The 19,539-nt window shown below is 38.2% G+C and carries 21 protein-coding genes and 1 pseudogene; 3 read left to right on the forward strand and 19 right to left on the reverse strand.

What is annotated here, in order from left to right; genetic code table 11:
* Positions 1-17: 17 nt before the first annotated feature.
* From MUO15_RS09295 to MUO15_RS09315, 5 genes and pseudogenes are all read right to left on the reverse strand, one after another.
* On the reverse strand, positions 18-815 hold the full coding sequence (locus tag MUO15_RS09295) for a sugar phosphate isomerase/epimerase family protein (protein WP_245035292.1): 798 nt from the start codon (positions 813-815) through the stop codon (positions 18-20).
* A 16-nt stretch (positions 816-831) separates the two neighbouring features.
* Complete coding sequence (locus MUO15_RS09300; RefSeq protein WP_245035939.1) at positions 832-1,887, reverse strand: zinc-dependent alcohol dehydrogenase; 1,056 nt, start codon at positions 1,885-1,887, stop codon at positions 832-834.
* Between the two features lie 17 nt (positions 1,888-1,904).
* Entirely contained in the window at positions 1,905-2,729 is an 825-nt protein-coding gene (locus MUO15_RS09305) for a carbohydrate ABC transporter permease (protein WP_396266349.1), read from the reverse strand.
* 16 nt (positions 2,730-2,745) lie between these two features.
* Positions 2,746-3,627, reverse strand: a complete 882-nt coding sequence (locus MUO15_RS09310) for a carbohydrate ABC transporter permease (RefSeq protein WP_245035296.1) — start codon at positions 3,625-3,627, stop codon at positions 2,746-2,748.
* A gap of 85 nt (positions 3,628-3,712) precedes the next feature.
* Positions 3,713-5,010: pseudogene (locus MUO15_RS09315) on the reverse strand (ABC transporter substrate-binding protein).
* Between the two features lie 337 nt (positions 5,011-5,347).
* On the opposite strand from MUO15_RS09315, the gene MUO15_RS09320 reads away from it, so the two are divergent.
* Complete coding sequence (locus MUO15_RS09320; RefSeq protein WP_245035300.1) at positions 5,348-6,376, forward strand: LacI family DNA-binding transcriptional regulator; 1,029 nt, start codon at positions 5,348-5,350, stop codon at positions 6,374-6,376.
* A 462-nt stretch (positions 6,377-6,838) separates the two neighbouring features.
* Here the strand turns inward: MUO15_RS09320 and MUO15_RS09325 are convergent, their stop codons facing one another.
* Positions 6,839-7,123: a uracil-DNA glycosylase family protein gene (locus MUO15_RS09325; protein ID WP_245035302.1), complete on the reverse strand. Its 285-nt coding sequence runs from the start codon at positions 7,121-7,123 to the stop codon at positions 6,839-6,841.
* Positions 7,124-7,367: 244 nt separating this feature from the next.
* On the opposite strand from MUO15_RS09325, the gene MUO15_RS09330 reads away from it, so the two are divergent.
* The gene (locus tag MUO15_RS09330; protein ID WP_245035304.1) at positions 7,368-7,574 is read left to right on the forward strand and encodes a gamma-type small acid-soluble spore protein; all 207 of its coding nucleotides are present in this window, start codon (positions 7,368-7,370) and stop codon (positions 7,572-7,574) included.
* Between the two features lie 39 nt (positions 7,575-7,613).
* On the opposite strand, the gene MUO15_RS09335 is transcribed toward MUO15_RS09330, so the two are convergent.
* Entirely contained in the window at positions 7,614-7,883 is a 270-nt protein-coding gene (locus MUO15_RS09335) for an alpha/beta-type small acid-soluble spore protein (protein WP_245035306.1), read from the reverse strand.
* Positions 7,884-7,975: 92 nt separating this feature from the next.
* Positions 7,976-8,284, reverse strand: a complete 309-nt coding sequence (locus MUO15_RS09340) for a DUF3892 domain-containing protein (RefSeq protein WP_245035308.1) — start codon at positions 8,282-8,284, stop codon at positions 7,976-7,978.
* Positions 8,285-8,550: 266 nt separating this feature from the next.
* On the opposite strand from MUO15_RS09340, the gene MUO15_RS09345 reads away from it, so the two are divergent.
* A complete protein-coding gene (locus MUO15_RS09345; protein WP_245035310.1) occupies positions 8,551-8,991 on the forward strand; it encodes a YaiI/YqxD family protein in 441 nt (146 codons plus the stop codon).
* Positions 8,992-9,033: 42 nt separating this feature from the next.
* On the opposite strand, the gene MUO15_RS09350 is transcribed toward MUO15_RS09345, so the two are convergent.
* From MUO15_RS09350 to MUO15_RS09400, 11 genes are all read right to left on the reverse strand, one after another.
* Entirely contained in the window at positions 9,034-9,306 is a 273-nt protein-coding gene (locus MUO15_RS09350) for a hypothetical protein (protein WP_245035312.1), read from the reverse strand.
* Positions 9,307-9,466: 160 nt separating this feature from the next.
* Complete coding sequence (locus MUO15_RS21625) at positions 9,467-9,652, reverse strand: DUF5412 family protein (RefSeq protein WP_256464174.1); 186 nt, start codon at positions 9,650-9,652, stop codon at positions 9,467-9,469.
* On the reverse strand, positions 9,607-10,002 hold the full coding sequence (locus tag MUO15_RS21630; RefSeq protein WP_256464175.1) for a DUF5412 family protein: 396 nt from the start codon (positions 10,000-10,002) through the stop codon (positions 9,607-9,609). The genes MUO15_RS21625 and MUO15_RS21630 overlap by 46 nt, the downstream gene beginning before the upstream one ends.
* 493 nt (positions 10,003-10,495) lie before the next feature.
* Positions 10,496-10,690, reverse strand: a complete 195-nt coding sequence (locus tag MUO15_RS09365; RefSeq protein WP_245035316.1) for a hypothetical protein — start codon at positions 10,688-10,690, stop codon at positions 10,496-10,498.
* Between the two features lie 122 nt (positions 10,691-10,812).
* Entirely contained in the window at positions 10,813-12,102 is a 1,290-nt protein-coding gene (locus MUO15_RS09370) for a hypothetical protein (protein ID WP_245035318.1), read from the reverse strand.
* Positions 12,103-12,292: 190 nt separating this feature from the next.
* Positions 12,293-12,949 (reverse strand): HAD family hydrolase, encoded by a 657-nt coding sequence (locus MUO15_RS09375; RefSeq protein ID WP_245035320.1) that lies wholly within the window; start codon positions 12,947-12,949, stop codon positions 12,293-12,295.
* A gap of 136 nt (positions 12,950-13,085) precedes the next feature.
* Positions 13,086-13,406: a hypothetical protein gene (locus MUO15_RS09380; RefSeq protein ID WP_245035323.1), complete on the reverse strand. Its 321-nt coding sequence runs from the start codon at positions 13,404-13,406 to the stop codon at positions 13,086-13,088.
* Between the two features lie 106 nt (positions 13,407-13,512).
* Positions 13,513-13,773, reverse strand: a complete 261-nt coding sequence (locus MUO15_RS09385) for a hypothetical protein (protein WP_245035325.1) — start codon at positions 13,771-13,773, stop codon at positions 13,513-13,515.
* A 647-nt stretch (positions 13,774-14,420) separates the two neighbouring features.
* Positions 14,421-15,545, reverse strand: coding sequence for a hypothetical protein (locus MUO15_RS09390; protein WP_245035327.1), 1,125 nt, complete (start codon positions 15,543-15,545; stop codon positions 14,421-14,423).
* A gap of 229 nt (positions 15,546-15,774) precedes the next feature.
* Positions 15,775-17,589 (reverse strand): group II intron reverse transcriptase/maturase, encoded by a 1,815-nt coding sequence (gene ltrA / locus MUO15_RS09395; RefSeq protein ID WP_245033899.1) that lies wholly within the window; start codon positions 17,587-17,589, stop codon positions 15,775-15,777.
* A gap of 763 nt (positions 17,590-18,352) precedes the next feature.
* Positions 18,353-19,474 (reverse strand): GNAT family N-acetyltransferase, encoded by a 1,122-nt coding sequence (locus tag MUO15_RS09400; protein WP_256464187.1) that lies wholly within the window; start codon positions 19,472-19,474, stop codon positions 18,353-18,355.
* Positions 19,475-19,539 lie beyond the last annotated feature (65 nt).

Consider the following 19,539-nt stretch of genomic DNA (forward strand, 5'->3'; position numbering starts at 1 on the left):
TCAATGGATTCCCTCCTTCAACTATTCAGTAATGACTTTAGATAAGCGATCGATTGCTTATACGCGTCTTCCTGATGCTCGCCTCTGATCCGTCCCTCGATCGTTACATAGCCTGCATAGTTATCTTGACGAAGCTGAGCAAAGCATTCCTCGAAATCAATCGATCCAGTACCTGGCTGGTAGCGGTGGTTATCCGCGATATGAACATGTTCAATTAAGTCCCGATTGGTATGCAATGATCCGACGAGACTGTCCTCTTCAATGTTCATATGATAAAAGTCACCAATGATCTTTGTGTGCTGCAACCCATTCTCTTCAATATAGGCTCTAGCATCAGCAATCGTATTGATCATATGATCTTGGTAACGGTTTAAAGGTTCGAGAAAAATCGTCGTATCGGTTTCCTCGGCTGCTTTTTCTAAATGAAGCAGAGAGTCACTAACAGCTTTCCAGTCCCCTTCCTGGCTTCGCGGTGATTCCATTGGAGGTAAGCGATACGTAAACATTCCCCAGGCTGCTGGAACGACGATTCCTTTTCCTCCTACATATTGAAGAGCTTTTAAGATTTCTGTGATTTCCTTTAAGCCATTTTGACGTTTCTCTTCAGAGAAGTCACCTATCCAGCCATCATATCCGCCGCAAGCAGCATTGACGACAACGCCGGTTTCATCGATGGCGTTTTTAATTTCCTCTTTATGATCCACTAATAGCTTTCCGTCTATCTCAAACGCGTCAAAGCCAAGCTCTTTAATGTACTGAAATTTCTCACTGATTCCTTCAGGAAAAAAGCTCTGATTTTGCGTTGCGAGTTTCATAGTCTCCACCCTTTCTTTATCCGTGTTGGACTCCAAGCTTGATACTAAGATTTGGTGATTGATCGACATATTTCATATAAGCCTCTGCACTATCTTCAAAGCTTACAACCGGATCAATTATTTTTTCACAGTCCAGATGACCGTTCATGAGTAACTGCCAGCACGTTCGTTCGATCCGCTTCCGATCCCAGCGCGGATAATCACGATTCGGTTCACTCGCTACCCTTGAGAATACAAGGTTGGCATTGTTGAAATGGGCTTCCCGTCCAAAGTTAAGACCCTCTGGAAAAGGCTTAGCAAATGCGATATAGGAGATCGTGCCAGCATAACCGGTTCCTTTTAACGCATCCTGAAGGGCACTGCTGATCCCGCTTGTCTCAACCCAGGCATCTACACCCTGTTTATCCGTCAGCTTTTTCACTTCAAAACCCGCGTCGCAGCTAGTGGGATCCAGGCACACATCGGCCCCTCCTTCTCTAGCAATCTCTCTTCGATGTTCAATAGGATCAACACCTATTACTAAGCTGGCTCCCATCTTTTTCACTAGCTGAATCGCAATTTGGCCAATCGCTCCTAAGCCAGAAACAGCGACACAATCCCCTGGTCTAATATGCGCATCTCTCACTGCACCTAACGCAAACTGGGCAGGGTCATAACAAACTGCATTTTGCCACTTTCCATGCTCCGGCATTTTTAATAGTCTATGGTTGTTACTAGCATTCACAATCACATACTCAGAGATTGGTCCATACGTGCAAACCCGATCCCCTACCGAAACGTCCGTGACCTTATGGCCAATTTCTACGATTTCACCGACTATCATATTTCCTAGCTTGAACTCACCGAACACAATTCCTTTTTCCGAGGTATCTTCCCTTGGAACAAAGCTTCTCCACTCCTCTGAAAACTCTTCATCCATGAAAGGAGTAATTCCCCGAAAGTCCACTACCTCCGTGCCGTGTTTCGGAGCTGAAAATTCAACTTTAATTTTCACTTCTTCTTCCCCTAGATTAGGGGCCTCAACGTCCAGCAAGGCTGCTTCTCTTGGTTTTGTAGCGACAAGTGTTTTAATTTGTTCCTCTTTTGCAATCATCCTTTAACCCCTCCATCTGTTACATTTCCTTTAATTAAGTTCTCTGATATCGCATACATAATGACGACAGGCAGTGCGGTAATAATCGACGCGGCCATCATTCTTCCCCAAACGTAATCAGGGGTACTAAATAATGCATATAACCCTACAGGTAATGTGAAATTCTCTGCGCCCGAGAAGAAAATCGAAGCGAAGAGGAAGTCATTCCAAGCAACCATAAAGCAATAAACAAAAACGGAAACTATACCTGTGAAAGAGAGCGGAATGATGATGTAAAAAATTACTTTAACTCGATTTAATCCATCTATTTTTGCCGCTTCCTCTAAATCTTTAGGGATCGTTTCAAAATAACTATTCAACATCAATATGGCCGTTGGCAAAGTCTGAACAATCATTACGATAATGAGTGATGTTTTTGTATCGTAAAGACCCAGCCCGGCAATAACTTTAAACAATGGAACAACTAAAAGAATTCCTGAAAACATATAAACGGTGTAAAAGCTGGCATTGATCGCCAGGCGCCCTCTGAAGTTCAGCCTTGAAAGGGCATAAGCTCCAAATATAGCAATTCCGACAGAGATGACAGATGCTGTTACGGAAACGATAAAACTGTTCTGTAAATAATGAAGGTATGGAAAGATCGCTGGATTAAAGATGTCAATAAAGTGCTGGAGCGTCCAATCCTTCGGGAAGAAAGTCTGATTTCTTGAAATGGCTTCTTCAGAGCCTTTAAATGCCGTCATTAGCATGATAAAGAACGGAAATAAGCAAATGCATAATAGAACGATGACTCCTATATAGAAGGACGCTCTTCTGGCCATTTTCGATGATCTTGTCTTAACTGCTGGCATTTAAGTTCACCTTCTTCCTAATAGCAATAATTAATGTACTAATCACTAAGAATAGGATGACAGAAATCGCTGATGCTTTCCCTAAGTCATTAAAGGCAAATGCGGTTTCATATAAATAGACTCCTAGTACATTCACTTTATTTGTTAATAGATAGACGTCCTCAAACATATAGAACATCCAAATTGTTCTTAACGTGATCACCGTAAGCATGACCGGCATAATGGCAGGTAACGTAACCGCTTTAAACTTTTGCCAGACGTTCGCGCCATCCATTTCTGCCGCTTCATATAAAGTAGGTGATATCGTTTGAAGAATGGCTAAGAACGCGATAAAGGCGTAAGGAAAGTACCTCCAGATCGCAAATAGCACGACAAGAATGAAAGCGCTGGTCGGATCATCAAACCAGAGAGGAGGCTGATTGAAAAGATGTAAAATATCTCCACCAATGTAATTGATGATCCCGTATCCACTATTGAACATATATTTCCACACAAAGATCAGTGAAATGGACGGAGTGACATAAGATAAAATGATCAGCGAACGTGCAACCTTCCTAAATCGAAATGGGCGATTGAACAAGATCGCTACATAAAGACCCAGGCCTGTGCTACCCACTACCACCAACAGGGTGTATAGAAGAGTAATACCAAGTGATTTATAAAAATCAATATTTGTTAATGTTTCTATGTAGTTTTCAAACCCTACAAACTCTGCGGGAAATTCAGGGTTAATAGGCTGCTCAAAAAAACTAATATAGAAGTTTGAGAGCATGGGATAGCCAATTAACAATAGAATTAAAAGGGTGCTCGGTAATAATAAAATCAATGCTAATTTTCCATCTGACGTTTCTCGTTTGACCTTAAACAATATATGGACCACCTTTCTAAACAAGATTTAAAGTTTGGCTGCGGGAATAATGATCCGCAGCCAACCATTTCAGAAGAGACCACCCTTATTCAAGAACTTTCTCCAACTGTTCTTGGGCCGCTTCCATCCCTTCTTCCACACTCGCATCACCAACGGTTACTTGATTCACCATGATAGGAATCGCATTAGAACTTGAAATTTGGCCCATTTTCACAAAGTTCTTATTATCTACTAAACCGAATACTTGAATTTCATTAAAGGATTCGGCAATCTCAGTAGATAGATCACCAAAAGCGTTAATGACTTTGTTAGATTGATAGGCTTCACTTACTACGACACTCTTATGAACTGGCTGAGCACCACCTGGAGCCATGAGAATCCATTCTGTTGCATTTTCAGTTTTGGAAAGGAACTTCACAAACTTTTTCGCCGCTTCTTTCTTTTGCTCTTTTAGCCCAGTGGGAATCGTTAAAGAACTAACTGTTCCAAAGACAGCCTCTTGTTCTTTCTTCGGAATGGCGTACCCAAGGTTACTAGGATCACCTTGTGCATAAACAGCGGGTAAAATGTACGTAGAATAGATGGCCATTGGGGCTGTCCCATTCATGAATGCATCTCTTACCTCAGTTACACCATTTGAGCCTGGCATCGTATATTGCGACAATTTCTTATAATACTCCAAGGCTTCTTTCATCTCGGGAGTGTTAAGGGTGATTTCACCATTAGCATTTAAGATGTTAGCCTTATTGGATAGGGCAAACTGTGAGAAGGCTTGCTCTGACATTCCGGTCTCTACAGTTGGCATGGCAATCCCATACTTCTGATTGGCCTTGTCCGTAAATGCTTTCGCAACCTCTAGCAGCTCCTCCCAGTTCTGTGGTTCATCAAAACCTTTAGAAGCGAGCATTTCTTTGTTATACCATATACCTTGTACCCACCCGCTGATCGGGATGCCTCTAAAGCCTTCCCCGTCCTCAGTACGAACGAGTTTCAATGCCCCGTCAAAGTACTCATCTTTACCAATGTCACTAATGACGCTTTTCAAAGCTTCCGTATCGACAAGAGCATTTCTATCCAGCATCTTTGCGTGCTGCTGCCCCACCTCAATAACCTCTGGTAACTCGCTAGCTTGGGCTAGGGTAATGATTTTGGTCGATAGACTGCCCTCCTCAACAACTACTGGATCAATGGCGATGTTAGGATTAGCCTCTTCAAATTCCTCTATTAACCCGTTTACTACCTTTAGGCGTTCCTGCTCTACAGAAGTATGCATAAATTCAATTGTTACTTTCCCCCCTTTGATTGGCCGGTTTCACTAGAGCAGCCGATTAAAGCTGCTGAGAGTACAATGAACGCAAGTATTCCAAACAATTTTAGTTTCATGTGTCAGCCTCCTGAATAGTTTTTGCTGATTTTACCTCCGAGGAATCCATGTCCCTTTTTTCTATTGGACGCACTTTTAGGGACCGCTCCCAAAAACTTTCAAAAAATATGACAGCGTTACCATTTGTGAAGATCATAATATACATTTTGTTTTGCTGTCAACATAATCTTTCATTCAAAACCCTTATTTTACGCAAACTTAAACCATCATAACCCCTACCTAATCCGAAGTGTTTTTCCTTTTTTAAAAAATTTAGAAAAAATTTATTGAATGACATATTTTAATATATTTGATACTATAAAATGGAACCGGTACCAAATAAAGAGGTGAATGATGATGAATCCGACGATCTACGATATAGCAAAGGCTGCGAACGTGTCAAAGTCGACTGTATCTAGAGTATTAAATAATAACCCTAACATATCTGCTAAGAGTAAGGAGAAGGTACAAAAAGCGATCGAAGAATTGAACTACCAGCCAAGTAAAATTGCACGGGGACTTTCTTCGGGCTTCGATGCTATTCTTGTCGTTTCAAGGTCAACGACCACAACTAAAAACAACCCTTTCTTCTCTGAAATTCTTCACGTCATATCGAAGTTTTCTGACGAGGAAGATTATGATGTTATCCTTCAGACCTCCCAAAATGACGTGGAAGAAATCAAACGTTGTATAGCAAAAACTGCATCCAAAATTGTAAAGGGCATTATTATGCTAAGCTCCCCATCCGATGAAGATTACTTTAAGGAAATCGATAAGTTTAACATTCCGACGATTGTCATCGGGAAAGTTGTCGGGGAGTATCAAAACATATACTCTGTCGATACGAATAACTTTTTAGACAGCTATAACCTCGTCCAATATATGATCGACTTAGGGCATAAAGATGTTGCATGTCTGTATTCACCACAAGAATATCATGTGTCGATTGATCGATTAGAAGGCTATAAACAATGTCTTAAAGATAACAACCTCCCAGTTCGAGATGAGCTCATGATCAACTGTGGTTTTACAATGAACGAAGCTTACGAAAATTCCCAAAAGCTTTTCGATAATTACAGACTCCCGACAGCCATCTTTGCTACAGATGATCTGAAACTGCTGAGCTTATATAAGAGTTTAGATAAGCATGCCATTTCGACCCCCTCGGGTATTCTTGTTGGTGGCTACAGCAATACAGAGATTACATCTTTCCTATTCCCATCTATTATACAGATAGAAAACCCAACAAATGATCTTGGAGAAGTTGCGACAAAACACTTGTTTAAGATTATTAAAAACAACGATGTAACTGGCCGCAAGGTTATAATTCCTACAACAAGGACTGTCCAAGGCTCGAAATATAGAACGCAGTCGTTTCCGAAGTAGGATTGATCAGCTATATATATTACTGAACATTTTTATAAAGCCTTATTAAAAGCCTCCCAGGATATCCTTTTATTAGATACCTGTGAGGCTCCTATTTTTAAATTCCTTCTTATTATTCCGATCCTCCCGCGATTTCGTTTTATCCATACAGAAGGTTCTATACTTAGAAACACTGCGATATATGCAGATTTTCTTTACTAAAGTATTCTTCCCTGCCATTAAGTAATGTCTGGTGAACCTGCTGTCCCAGTCATACTAACTTTATCATAGAATGCATTTACGGTAAGCAGCTTCTAATCCTCCAAAAATAATGACCATAAATTAGGACGCCGTCTCACAGCCAGTGGATGGTAAGCCACTGCTGTCTGCTGTCTGATAACCTTTTTACATTGTGGACTTTGCCGCGCAACGATTATACGTCAACGTCGGTGTTTCAAAGAAAAGATTGGACCGCGCCATTACCTAAACAAAACATGAGAGAGGGTTGTTTGGCTTGAAGCTGTCGGTGAAGGTGTACCATACAGATTCGACGAGCGGCCTCTTTATCATATTTGCGAACGGTTTTCCTTTTAGATTAAATGTCACGTATAGATCATTCATTGTTAATCCAGCTTCATTGGCAGCCTGTTGTAATGCTTGTCTCGTCCCGCACACAAATGGATTTCCTTCCCGATCTTCACGTGCTTCCGGGTTATCAAGAATAATGATAATAGGCGCTTCCAGCAGGTCGCCTTCTCCCCATACCATTCTCGATCCGTGTTCATATTGGCCGAAAGTCCGTACATTTTATCTGGTTTTCAGAGGGAGGATCTTCCAGACAAAGCATGGTACAAAAATCAGGCAATGCTTTCTCCTCCTACATAAACTTTCTAACCTTAGGATATCCATTTGCAGCTTTTCTTACTAATGTAACAAGGTTGTACCTCCAAGTTCCTGTTTAATAAATCCCTAAATGGGAGAAAGTAAGAGAAACAAAAAGGAGATGCTTTTTATGAAGGAAAACGATAACCTTACCGCAGCAGGTACAAATATCGATGAGGTAAAAAGGAAAAATGCGCACTCTGGTATGTCATACAATGAAGCCAAAGAATTTATGGCTAAAACAACGCGGGGACATGGTACCGAAACTTATAGTGATACCAACATTGATGATGTTAAAAGAAAGAATCAACAGCTCAAAGGAAATCAGGAACAATAGAAATGGGATCCGCTGGTGAATTCAAACCAGCGGATTTTTTTATTTTTTCGTCATTTTTTCTTGAGCCATCTTGACCATTTCCTTGACCATATTTCCGCCAATTGGCCCTCCAACTTTTCCAGCTTGTTCTGAAGTGATTTGACCGTTATATCCTTTTTTTAATGGAATTCCTTGTTCTTTTGCGACCTCGTATTTTACGTCATTCGGGGTTGTCATGTTGGCATCATAGCCTTTTCCTTTCATGACCCGTGCTTTTAACAGATCTAAATCTTTTCGGGCTTCCGGAACTAATATTTTATTCCTCGCCATTTTATCGCCTCCTTCATCTGATATGATTTACTTAAAAAGGTGTTTTTATATAAAAAAGAAACCACCTTGTCGAACGGGGGCTTCTTCTTCATTTAAAATGTCGGTAAATGATCGAGGTTGTTGCTCTTGATGCCATCTGGCTCGCTTCGCAAAATATCGCGCCCGTATTTATGAAAAACGTCCACATGTGCCAGATGACCTTGCTTCGCTTCCTCTAAAGCGGAAACATAATCAAGCTCCCGCCCTTTGCTCGTTTGAACCGCAATGATGTCGTCTTCTTCGTTTTTTCGTACCGCTACAATCTCTTCTCGCCCATCAGCAGTAGTGTTCTGACTCTCTTGAGACGCCTGTTGTTCTCCGTCTTGCTTATACTGGTTATAAATTTGCTCAAAATCCGACAATGGTCGTCCCTCCTTCTCTGTTTATTCTTCTCTAAAAAGGGAAAAATATAGGTGGAAAACCCTTCTGCCGCTGCTTATTTTTTTAACTCGCGATAGCGGCTATTTTCCACCAGTGATTCCTTAATTAAATGGGTTCCTATAGAACCGATCCTTTTAAAATTAACTTCATTAAAGGCTGCTTATGTCAAACTCCTTCATCGCTTGACAAAAGCCTAATCTGCCAGTATGATCACTATCAATTCGAACTTATTTACGGAGAGATCAAGATGAAAATTTATGTTGATGCAGATGCTTGTCCAGTAAAAGATATTATTATTTCTGAAGGTACGAATGAGGATATTCCTGTTATCCTCGTCACTAGTTTTTCTCATTATTCTAATGCAGAACCACAATCAGGAGTGGAAACCATTTATGTTGATTCTGGCCCAGAAGCCGCAGATTATCGGATTATGAAGTTAGTAGAAATGGGAGACATCATTGTTACCCAAGATTATGGTCTTGCTTCGCTAGGCTTAGCAAAAGGGTGTACGGTCCTTCACCATAAAGGGTTTAGCTATACACAGGACAACATTGACCAATTATTACAAACACGTTATTTGAGTGCAATGGCACGAAAAAGCGGAAAGCGTACAAAGGGTCCAAAGCCATTCACTTTAGAAGATAAGGAGAATTTTAGGGGAGCTTTTAAAAAAGCCATTTCCCATTAAAAAATAATCGTCCAATTTCACTAGAAAAAAGTGAGTACATTATCAAAGCGGTAGATGTATTTCCCTTGTTGGGTTATAAACTTTAAGCCAATTTTCTGTTTCCGCCTTTATCCAACTTCCAAAGCGATCCAAGAATTTCAATATTTCTTCTGAATTTGATAAAGGGTTGATTGCGTACCAAAGCGCTGTTCTCATCTCTTGCTCTTTTTCAGGATAATGCTTCGAAAATAGTTTAAAGGCTGGGAATAGATCCCTTGTGTACGACTGTTCTTGAACAATGACAAGCGCAAGACCAGCCCTCACAATAATTCTCATGATTCATGAACAGCAATCCTTAATGTCCTCAATGTCGTCATTTCCCGTTAAATCATGCTTGGCTTTATCAATCAGAGATGTTAAATGAATGAGGTGTTCATTCGCCAAGGAGCTGTCGGGTTTATAATCAGGGAGCTTACTTATTAGGTTTTCACCAATACTAATAACCGTATGTATCCCCTTCATCTAAATTCAATATATGATTATTTATCGACACAGTATCATTACTTTCCCATTCAACATCAACGTTCTCTGTTCTTTCCTGATAATAGATTCGTTTTTTAAACCAAAGTGGTCCATTTAGTTCCCCCTTATTCCAAATGTGCCTGCTGCTCCTGCATCCCAACGGTAAAAATCAATTGTATAGTTATCATTAGGGGAATGTATTGTTTTAATTTGTTTATTCGCTCCCATTGAAGAAGCAAAAATCGATAATGAAAACGCTAGAAAAAGGACAATGGATAGTAACAAAGACAAAATGACCGTCAACGAATTTCCTAATTTTTCCAACCAATTCGTTTTATCTTTAAAACCTTTAATTCCTAAAATAAAAGCTATGATGGAAAATAGAAAGATAATGTAAATCGGTGGTGCGATTAACCAAGTGTTGTTTATATTTGAATACAAGGAATACAAAGAAATCCCTAAACAAAGTAGTAATAAATAAAATGACCATAAATTATATTTTATTTCCAAATTATACTCCTCCTTGATGAAATCACTTCTTCAATTCATGCTATTTCTATTGTCTACTACCGATTATTTCAAAACCATGTAATTAACTCAATCCTTGCTCCAACAAAAAAAGACACCTATCTTATTCCAGATAAGCGTCCGTTTGCGGAAATGAGAGATAACTTATGAGTTCTTACAATCAATCAACAAATATCGAAATCAAGAAACTGATTCCAAAGAGGCCAAATGCAATCTGAATGATTATGTACATTGTAAATTCAAAGGCTAAAAGTTTTCTTTGCTTTTTAGTTTTTTCCAAGTGTCGTAAAAAGAAACCAGCACTAATAATAAGTATTACGTAAGAAATTGCACGTAATACTTCTGCAAAAATGACCAAGGATATCAAATCCTCCCCCTTGAACTATATACCTACAATCTGATTCCCAATGGTCTGGACCTTATCTTCAATTTAGGCGCTAATACTGAACTGCGCTCCTTTAATGGAATAAAATAGTTACCTTTTATTTTTATCAAATTTGACCCAAGCATAAAAGATAACTATAGCAATGATAGGGAGAAAAGAAGGGATCCAATGATACTCTATTGGTAAAGGAAAAAATAGTATTCCTGATAGTATGATTACAGGAAGCACCCCTATAAACCATATTCTTACACGTTTATTTTTAAAGCTAAGTTCGAATGCCTCCATTACTCATTCCCCCTCTTGAAGTAACCTGCACCGATAGCTGTAAAAACAATAAGGCAGACTGAACATAGGCAGCTAGTTATTCAATTTTTGCGCCCCTTAAGACTCGATATCAAGATAATGTCCTACTTGTCTAGATTTGTAAGCTCAAATGATCGAACGACTTTTAAATAACTTTCTAACAATTCGTCATACTTTGGGGCATCAAAAGCAATATCAAAAGTGACTTCATACACATGACCGTCAACTTCCGTTAAAAACCAGTATTCTTCATAGCCATCAAATTCGACTCGAACGCCAGTCGTGAACACACCTGTTTCGAAACCTTCCTTTTCGTGTAAATACGTGATCGACCGAGCGTAGTCATGCTGATAGGCAACAAAATCACTAAGCTGCTTCGTTCGCATCTCCTCTTCCCGGTTTCTGGCATTTTCCTGCTTTGCGACGCGGACAATTAATTCCGAACTGTTTAAGCTAAAATGCTCTCTTTCTATGGATTCTTCATAAATCGTGTCAAACGTATAACGGTAGGTATGGAAGGTTGGAAATGAGTACCTGAAAGTGGCAGCTTCCGGTATTTCAAAGGAATAACCTACTTCGGGATAGCTCACTTTAAGATTCTCTGCAGGTTCATAGGACAATTGGGTAGGTTCATCTAGAACTGGGTTATTTTTAAACTCTTCCTCTTTGTATGTCATTGTTTTTACAGAAGCCAGCATAGGCTCAAACAGCTTTTCTTTCATTTTTGGGGGGATCGACAAGGTAGCTTGAACATAAGCCTTATCAAGTTTCCCAAACAATTCGTAATAAATGACGCCTTGTTCCGATTCGTGTTCAACCATATAGGTGAAAGGTTTGAGATCATAGTCTTTATTGGTGTAAACAGTAGGATCGCCCTCCAACCTCTCTATTGAATTATCTTTCATTTCTTCAATATGCTCTTCAGACTTTTCTTCTACCTTTTGCGTTACATCTTCCGTGATCTCTTGGATTTCAGCTTCTGTAAAATCCTCACCCAAAGAGAAATATTCTTGCATATAGACATAACTATTTTTATTCATCGGTCTAATATCAATCGTCGGCACTTCTTTTTGAAGACTTTCTGTAGTTGTCTCAAGTGTAAATTGAAATTCGTTTGCTGAGGGCTGATGCCAAAAAAACATTCTTTCTTCGGTCGTACTTATTACATATTTTGAAATCCTTTCGAAAGAATCATCAACCGTTAGCTGATAAGTATGTGGAGCTAACCAATTTCTTTTGTCCTGTGTATCCTGTTCTTGTTTGAACTCATAAGTTGTTATGGTTGTTTCATCATTCTCGCTAGTCTTTTCTGTGTCATCTGTTTCCACTTTCTCAGCTGTAGAACAAGCACATAGAAATAATAGTCCCAAAAAAATAAGTCTGGTCTTTTTCATAATTACACTCCTACACATATAGTCCTATTATTGTAACATCTCTCTCTAAACGTTGGTTAAAAGAAAGAGGCGACTATCTATTACTGGATAATCGCGCTCCGTTTGCTTAATCTACAACGTCTTTTATGTTCTTTTTACGTTAGAACCATTTTGAATACCACGTTGGAGTCCGAAACTCCAGGGTTGCTTACTATGTAAAATAACTTAATAGCCTATCAAAAGAATTAATCTCGGCATATGGTTTTAATACAGTATCATTCTTGATCATGTGAGGATTGAACCATATGCCGTTTATATTTGCATTTTGACAACCACCAATATCCTTTTCTATGTTATCTCCAACGAATAATGCAGATTCCGGTTGCACATCAAGCTTATTTAATGCTAATTCAAATATACGTTTGTCAGGTTTACTAAATCCAACTTCTTCAGAAATAATTATTATATCAAAACAACTATTTAAATTAGTATTCATTATTTTGGCTTTTTGTCTCTGAGTTGAGCCGTTTGTTATAACTGCAACTTTAACTTGCTTCTTTATAGCATTTACGACACTCATAGTACTTTGGCTTATAGTAAAACATTGAGGGAAATTATTATTCCAAAAATCCTGAATGTAATTGCGTGGCAATCTATATTTTGGTGGAAATTCATCAAAAAATGATTCCAAAACCTTGGTTTTATCACCATAGCCATAGCCTCTACTATCATATTCCTTGAATTTTTGCAGCATTTCATTTTTCACTGAATGCTTAACATCCCCATAACACTTTTCTAAAATAATTAAAAACATTTTATCTACTGCCTCATCCCTATCAAGTAAGGTATCATCTAAATCGAATAGCATTGCCTTATAACCTCTCAAATAACTTCACAGCCTTTCTCACATTGTTTAAATAATCTCTAGTTTGCACCAAGGAAGTTGTTCCACACTCTGTCCCTATACAGAAGGACCCGTTATTCGATAAACGCGACCGATTGTTTTACAATGCGCCCCTATCCCGATATAAAAACAACGTAAGTGCATTTAATAAAATGGTAACAATGACAAGTACTGTTGAAGCAACAGCTACACCACGCATTGTATCCATCAGAGCAGCCCAGTCTTCAATTTTTACCAAGTGAAGGTTATAAAAAATTTGTAAACATATTGCGATAGCGCAAGCGCTGAAACTGATAATAGAAAGAGCAATCCATTTCATATTCTTCTGTTTTTTATCTCCCGCAAGATTAATAATAGGAATTATCCAAGCTACTAACCCAAGTATCAAACTGCCGACGTTAAGCCAACCAGCATCAATCATATTTCATACCACCTTCATTTTTTCTTTCTGAATTTCCCCTCAACAATATGGCCCGATTCAAAAAGGACGCCTTGTTCAACAAGCGACCAATATCTATAAATTGGATTTAAGGATTTCCATCAGTTATGTAACTAACAAAGTACCCTACAAACATAAATATAAAAAAGCTAAAGAACATAAAAGTATTAGCCACAATTAGCCAACGTTTCTTCATAAGCGCCGCGAATACTATCCCAATTGGAGCAATAACAAAAGTCATCATCCATAGTTGACTTGGGATTTGAAAAACTATGTTCGGGATCCAAACAAGTACACAAATAAATAAACAAACCAAAGATAATACTTTAAACCTCTTTTTCTTACCCATCTTAACACTCCCCCTTTATTTACTAAGAAGAAAAGATTCATCTAAATTTACGTATGTACCTCATATAATTTAAGCCGCCATAAACCACTGTGACACTAATACCACTTATAAGAAAGCTAGAAAAATCATTCGAGAATATAACTATTTGCACAGTAAATAGTATAAAATTGGCTGAGATTAATTCAATAGCAGTTCTTTTCATAAATCCTGCATTCTTCTTTTCTAACCAACTTTGCCCCCCCAAGCAATTACACCTATGAATGGGACAAAAGCAGTGCCAACTAAAGACATAACCAAGCCTTTCTGCAATATTATGTAACAGGTATAAAACACAACTGCGGTTAAAACGAGATACATAATGACGTTTATAGGTGAGACCATAATTAACCCTTTGCTATTAATAAGATGGTACACCCTCTAATGATACGAAGGAATAAAGAGATTCGTTTCACCAAAGTACAAAATGGAAAGTCATCCTTATTCGCCCTACACATAAAGAAAGAGCACAATTCATTATTTCAGAATCGCGCCCGATTATGGAATTTTACAATTTTAGATATTAATAAAACTTGCTTATTTAAGGAACTAATCATTTTTCACTTAGTAGATATCAACGATTGAAAATAGTGCAAGGTTATAGGATCCACTTAAGTTGATGGCGTATTTTCTTGGGGGTATTTTTCCAAGTAATATTTAATCGTATCAGGAAAGCCATTTGATTGCTTCATATTTGATTGCATTTTTATAACCCTTACTTTTGTAGATTGTCCCATTTTGGGAAAGTCATCTAACGCAAAACGATCACCTAGCGAAAGTATGGGATCAACATCTTCAGTACTATCCTGATTAGTTACTATTCTTTTAAAATCGCTAACAGACCCACTCATGATCAGTTCGTCATTAAAATAGAATTCTAATTGAGTTTCTGGCCTTCTATTTTCCTTATCTGTAATAGTTATACTTGGATGATTACGCAAATCTGTTAATGCTTCTTGAATTATTCCTATGTCAACAGGCATCGCTGTAAATTCACCTACTCTATATTTTTCTTCGCTTTCAAACTTAATAAAAACGGGTGGTTTTTTTTCAGCTTTTTTAACTAAGGTGTCGGTGTACTCGATTACTTCAACAAGTTTTGCTGAAAAATCATATATACATTTTTCAAAAAGATGTTTAATACACATTTGCATAAACTCTACATGAGGCTCTAACCTTATGTTGTCAGGCATTCTTTCTATATCGCTTCTCACATGTTTCCACTTTTTAAATTGTAAAAGTGCATTTTTTGTAGAAAAGAGTCCTGAAGGGGCCTTCAAACTTCTTACATATGTGTGTAAAGGAAAGCCGTAATGAACGGCATAATTTCTCATTAAGTCCATAAAACGATAAGAGATAATAGAATCATATAAGCGACTGGTTTCCTTTTGAAAATCAATTCTGTATTTCTTCCCAAGCGCCTTGCCTAGCTCTTTTTCTCCGTAATCTATAAACATGCCAGCAGAAGTTAGATAATTTATTAATAGGCGATTTCCTTCTAACACAGCAGATTCATCATTTGATTTAGCATTACCTTTTTTTACCGAAGCCATATACTGAAGAAAAGAATTACTGTTACTTTCTGCTAAGGTAAAAATTTGTTTTAATCGAACATAGTATCTCATGAATTCTATATTCTTTATATGTTTATCATACTCAGCCTTTGGAAAATGCTCAATAATAGTTATTTGATGCTTTCCATTAATATATTCCCTATAGCCAAACCCAAATTGCAATTGACCCCTCTCCTTTAGCTTTCTTTTATAGTACCAAATCTTTAATTATAGTTATTAAACAATATGGCCCTTATATGCGATATTAGCGCTATTCCTTATTAAAGAACAGTTAGCAATAGGTAAGCGTTTGATGTTATCTCCGGCTTTTCCCCTGCTCCACACCGAACGTGCTAGTTTCCCAGCATTCGGCGCTCCATCTAACGATATGTACTAGATTATAAGTTCCTTGTTACTCTTCGAGACGGGATGATTCAATTTGATCCAGCTCACATACCTTTCGGTATTGGTTGATCTTCTCGAGCTTAAATTGATTAACCCCTAACTTGTAGAGGAAAAACTTAATCCTTTTAGCATCCTTCATATGAATTAATTGATGAACATCTTCATGGAGGATTCGAAGGTTACGGAACTGGTCGCTTCCTCCAAGATGTTTCGGTATGTAATGGTGACAATGGACATTATAGGAGTACAAGTATTGTCCTGTAATTTCACATTTCCCCATCTTCATACTGTATCGACTAATCCTGTTATCCAAGTATTCAACACTTCGATTTGGTAGGGTAGCCTTCATTAAGAAACTAACTTCCTTTTGAATATCGGGTCGCAGTTTCTTATACAAGTTTTCCCTACCCTTCTTTGTATAAAGCGAAAGCTTTGGACTGAAGTTCATAGTATTGACCGTTTTAACACCGCCAATGGGAAAAAGATACATATCTCTTATTCTAAACGTTTTCGTCCCTAAGCTAAAAAGCTTTTTATAAATCGGGGGTGGATTAAATGGATGCTCCTGTTTTCCAACTGGTCGAAGACGGTTATACAGGAATGGTTTAAGATCGAATGCAAGACGTGAGAACTCCAGGTTTACATGTGTCGCTCGGTTGAAGTAGTGATGGATTCCTAAAACAAAACTATTATAACGGTGTACATTTTCGGCGGTTGGAGAAGCCTTCATTCTTCGAATGAGTTTTTTGGCTTCCTGTTTCATTTTTTCTCTTTTTGAAGAAATGATGCCTGTATGTGCCACCCGTTTCTTACCCTTTTTATTCGCACGAATAGTGAAACCTAAGAACTCAGATTCTCGTTTTCTCAAGTTTACAATTTGAGATTTCTCAGGAGAGATGTCCAGCTTTAAGCGCTCTTTTAAGTAAAGTCGTACCGCATGGTACCACCGTTGAGCAATCTTTCCATCTCGACATAGGATTTTGAAATCATCGGCGTACCTAACCAAGTATCCCTCTTTCAAATTTGTTCGTTTTCTAGCCTGCCTTTTAGAATCATCAGAACTGTATGATTTGGTAAGAGGAAATACCTCCCATTGGCCTGCAACCCATTGGTCCAGGTCATTTAAAACCACGTTTGATAGTAGAGGGGATAAAATTCCACCTTGCGGGGATCCTTTCTCTGGTACGCCTTCTCCATCAATTTCTGACTTTATCATTTTCGAGATACAAGTAAGAACCTTGCGGTCATGAATACCCATATTCCAAAGCTGTTTATTTAACAATGAGTGATTTACATTATCAAAGAAGCTCTTAATATCTATATCAACCACAAAATGAAATTGCGCTTGATTAATCAAGTATTGTATCCTAGCCATAGCATGATGAGCAGACCGGAGAGGTCTGAACCCGTAGCTATGCTTGAAAAACTGAGATTCTACAATAGGTTCGAGAACTTGTTTGAAACATTGTTGGATGATTCTATCCAAGATACATGGAATCCCAAGAGGTCTCCATTTACCATTTTCTTTTTCAGTCCATTCTCTGCGAACTTTCTTCGGGTGATAATTTCTTAGTTTGGTCCGTACTTCTGTAACGAGTTCATTTTCTGATAGTTCTTTCATGTCGTCGATGGTTTTCCCATCGGTACCTGGTGTTTTAGAACCTTTATTGGTTTTTATCATGCGAAAAGCGAGGAGGATGTTTTCTCTTGATATGATGGTGTCATAGAGATGAGAAAATACTTGTACTCGGCTCGCTTTTTCGTATAGTTCTGTAAATGTCTCCGTCATATTGTAATAATCCCAGTTTCGTAACGTTGGCACTGTGGCATCCCTCCTTATGGAGTAATGTTCCCACGTTCCTACCCGATCGGTGCCATTCACATTAGGAAAATAATCGTTTCATTCATTAGACTTGGGGTTGTTCCTCCACTCCCGTTACAGGAGGTTCATCAGTCATACCCCTACCCTCACAAGGATAAATGCTTTTCAGCATAACTTTATAGCAAACGTTTCGGGTGACAGCCCTTGATTCAACGTTCCTTGCTTTCCAAGTCCCTTACAACGTAGCTATCCTTACTAACATAGGTGCTTCCTTTAAGCCTGTGAGCTAGATACCGCCATGGTTCGGTATAGCGTCTTTCAGAGGGCGCAATTTTACTCCACACCACTCACCCCATCGTGAGATGGGACATAAGTTTCCTTATGTTCGAATCTTTAGACCCTTACATTCGGAAGTTCGTCAGTTCCTATTTCAAAGAACTATTCTCACCTTATCCAGTTTTTCAGCCGTGCGGCATATCCGTTAGCATACCTTTTCATAAGAATGGCTTCAGCCTTCGTTCTGCCGAATCCACCTGTGCTTCATACCCTAAGACCTGTCAGCCTTAACGCATGCAGGAGTATTGACGGGATGGTTTCAGGAAACATGGTTCCGTCATTCCCATCCTCCGTTGCAAAGTTGAAATTTTAAATGCTTAAAACTTCCTGTATTTTCACGCTGAAAAGCGTTTATAACAGAACTTGTCGCGCGCGCCCGATTGCTTAAGATGCTTGACTAACGCTTTAGTGAAAGAAGGAGAAAATATTAAAAGGCTTTTGTAATCATAGGTTTACTATCAGTTTGAAAAAGTGAATTTATTACTTTTATATAACTTACATCTGAAATCTCCATCAATCCCCATTTTAAATAGGAATTAGCATTATCGACTCCCATCACCAAAGAAGAAAACACTGCTATATTCATTCTTAATTCTACATCGGCTGGGCCATCTTCTTTTATGTCTACAATTCTTCCTCCTTTAATGTCCAAAATAAAGGGCAAAGAATTAATGGGAAAGAAATCATCTTCAATTGCAAGTTTAACTGAAATTGTAATACTAGGGTTAAAAATGTGATTGCTTTCCTTAAGTTCTTCAAAAAAGCCAGAACAATTAATAATCCTATACATTATCCCGGTTCCCACATTTGCGATGTGTTTATAGTCAGGGGAGGAAGTAAAATCAACCATTGTTGTTTCTCCACTTTCTGGAGAGTCTAAAAAATGTAAAATTTCGTCAAAATTAGAGTTAATTATTACTCGCTTAATTTGATCTGATTGACTATTGAGGAAAGTTGAAAACTCTCTTATCACATCTGGAGACTCAAAGAACAGTTCGTGAATATGCAAATCTTTTTCCTTGATACTATACACAAAATAACCCTTAACTTCTCCCTCGATTACATAACCAATTACCCTACCAAACCAAAAAGGTCTATTCAATTCTCTTTCAAAAGGAAATCTCTTCGTCATACCGTGCGTTCGGGAATAAACCCTATTATAACAATCAAGAATTTGTCCTCTTTCATCAACAGTTAACTCCACCAAGTGGCTCTTTTCTTTATAGTTAGGAAACTCATTTGGATCTAAGTAGAATTGATAGTTCTTTGTACCGATACCAAATCCCATTTTTTTATAGAAACTAACTTTAAATGGGTTTAACATAACAAGATTGACTTTTGCGTCTGAATTTAAATTTAAAAAATACTGCAATAATTGATAAGCATTTTTTTCTTTCTTATGTAACATATCAACAGCCAACATTCCGACTCCTCCAACGCGTATGGGAGTTGAGGAATAATTCATTTCAAAATCAAAAGTCCTCATACCTGCTAATAAATTCTTGTCTTTAAATACGCCATATAAATTTTCTTTTGTGGTTTCTTCAATGTGGTTTTCGAGTCATTTATCAGCATTTAAGCCTTCGAATGCTGAATTTGCTATTTTATTAAACT

The organism is Halobacillus amylolyticus (assembly GCF_022921115.1).
GTDB classification, from domain to species: Bacteria; Bacillota; Bacilli; order Bacillales; family Halobacillaceae; genus Halobacillus_A; species Halobacillus_A amylolyticus.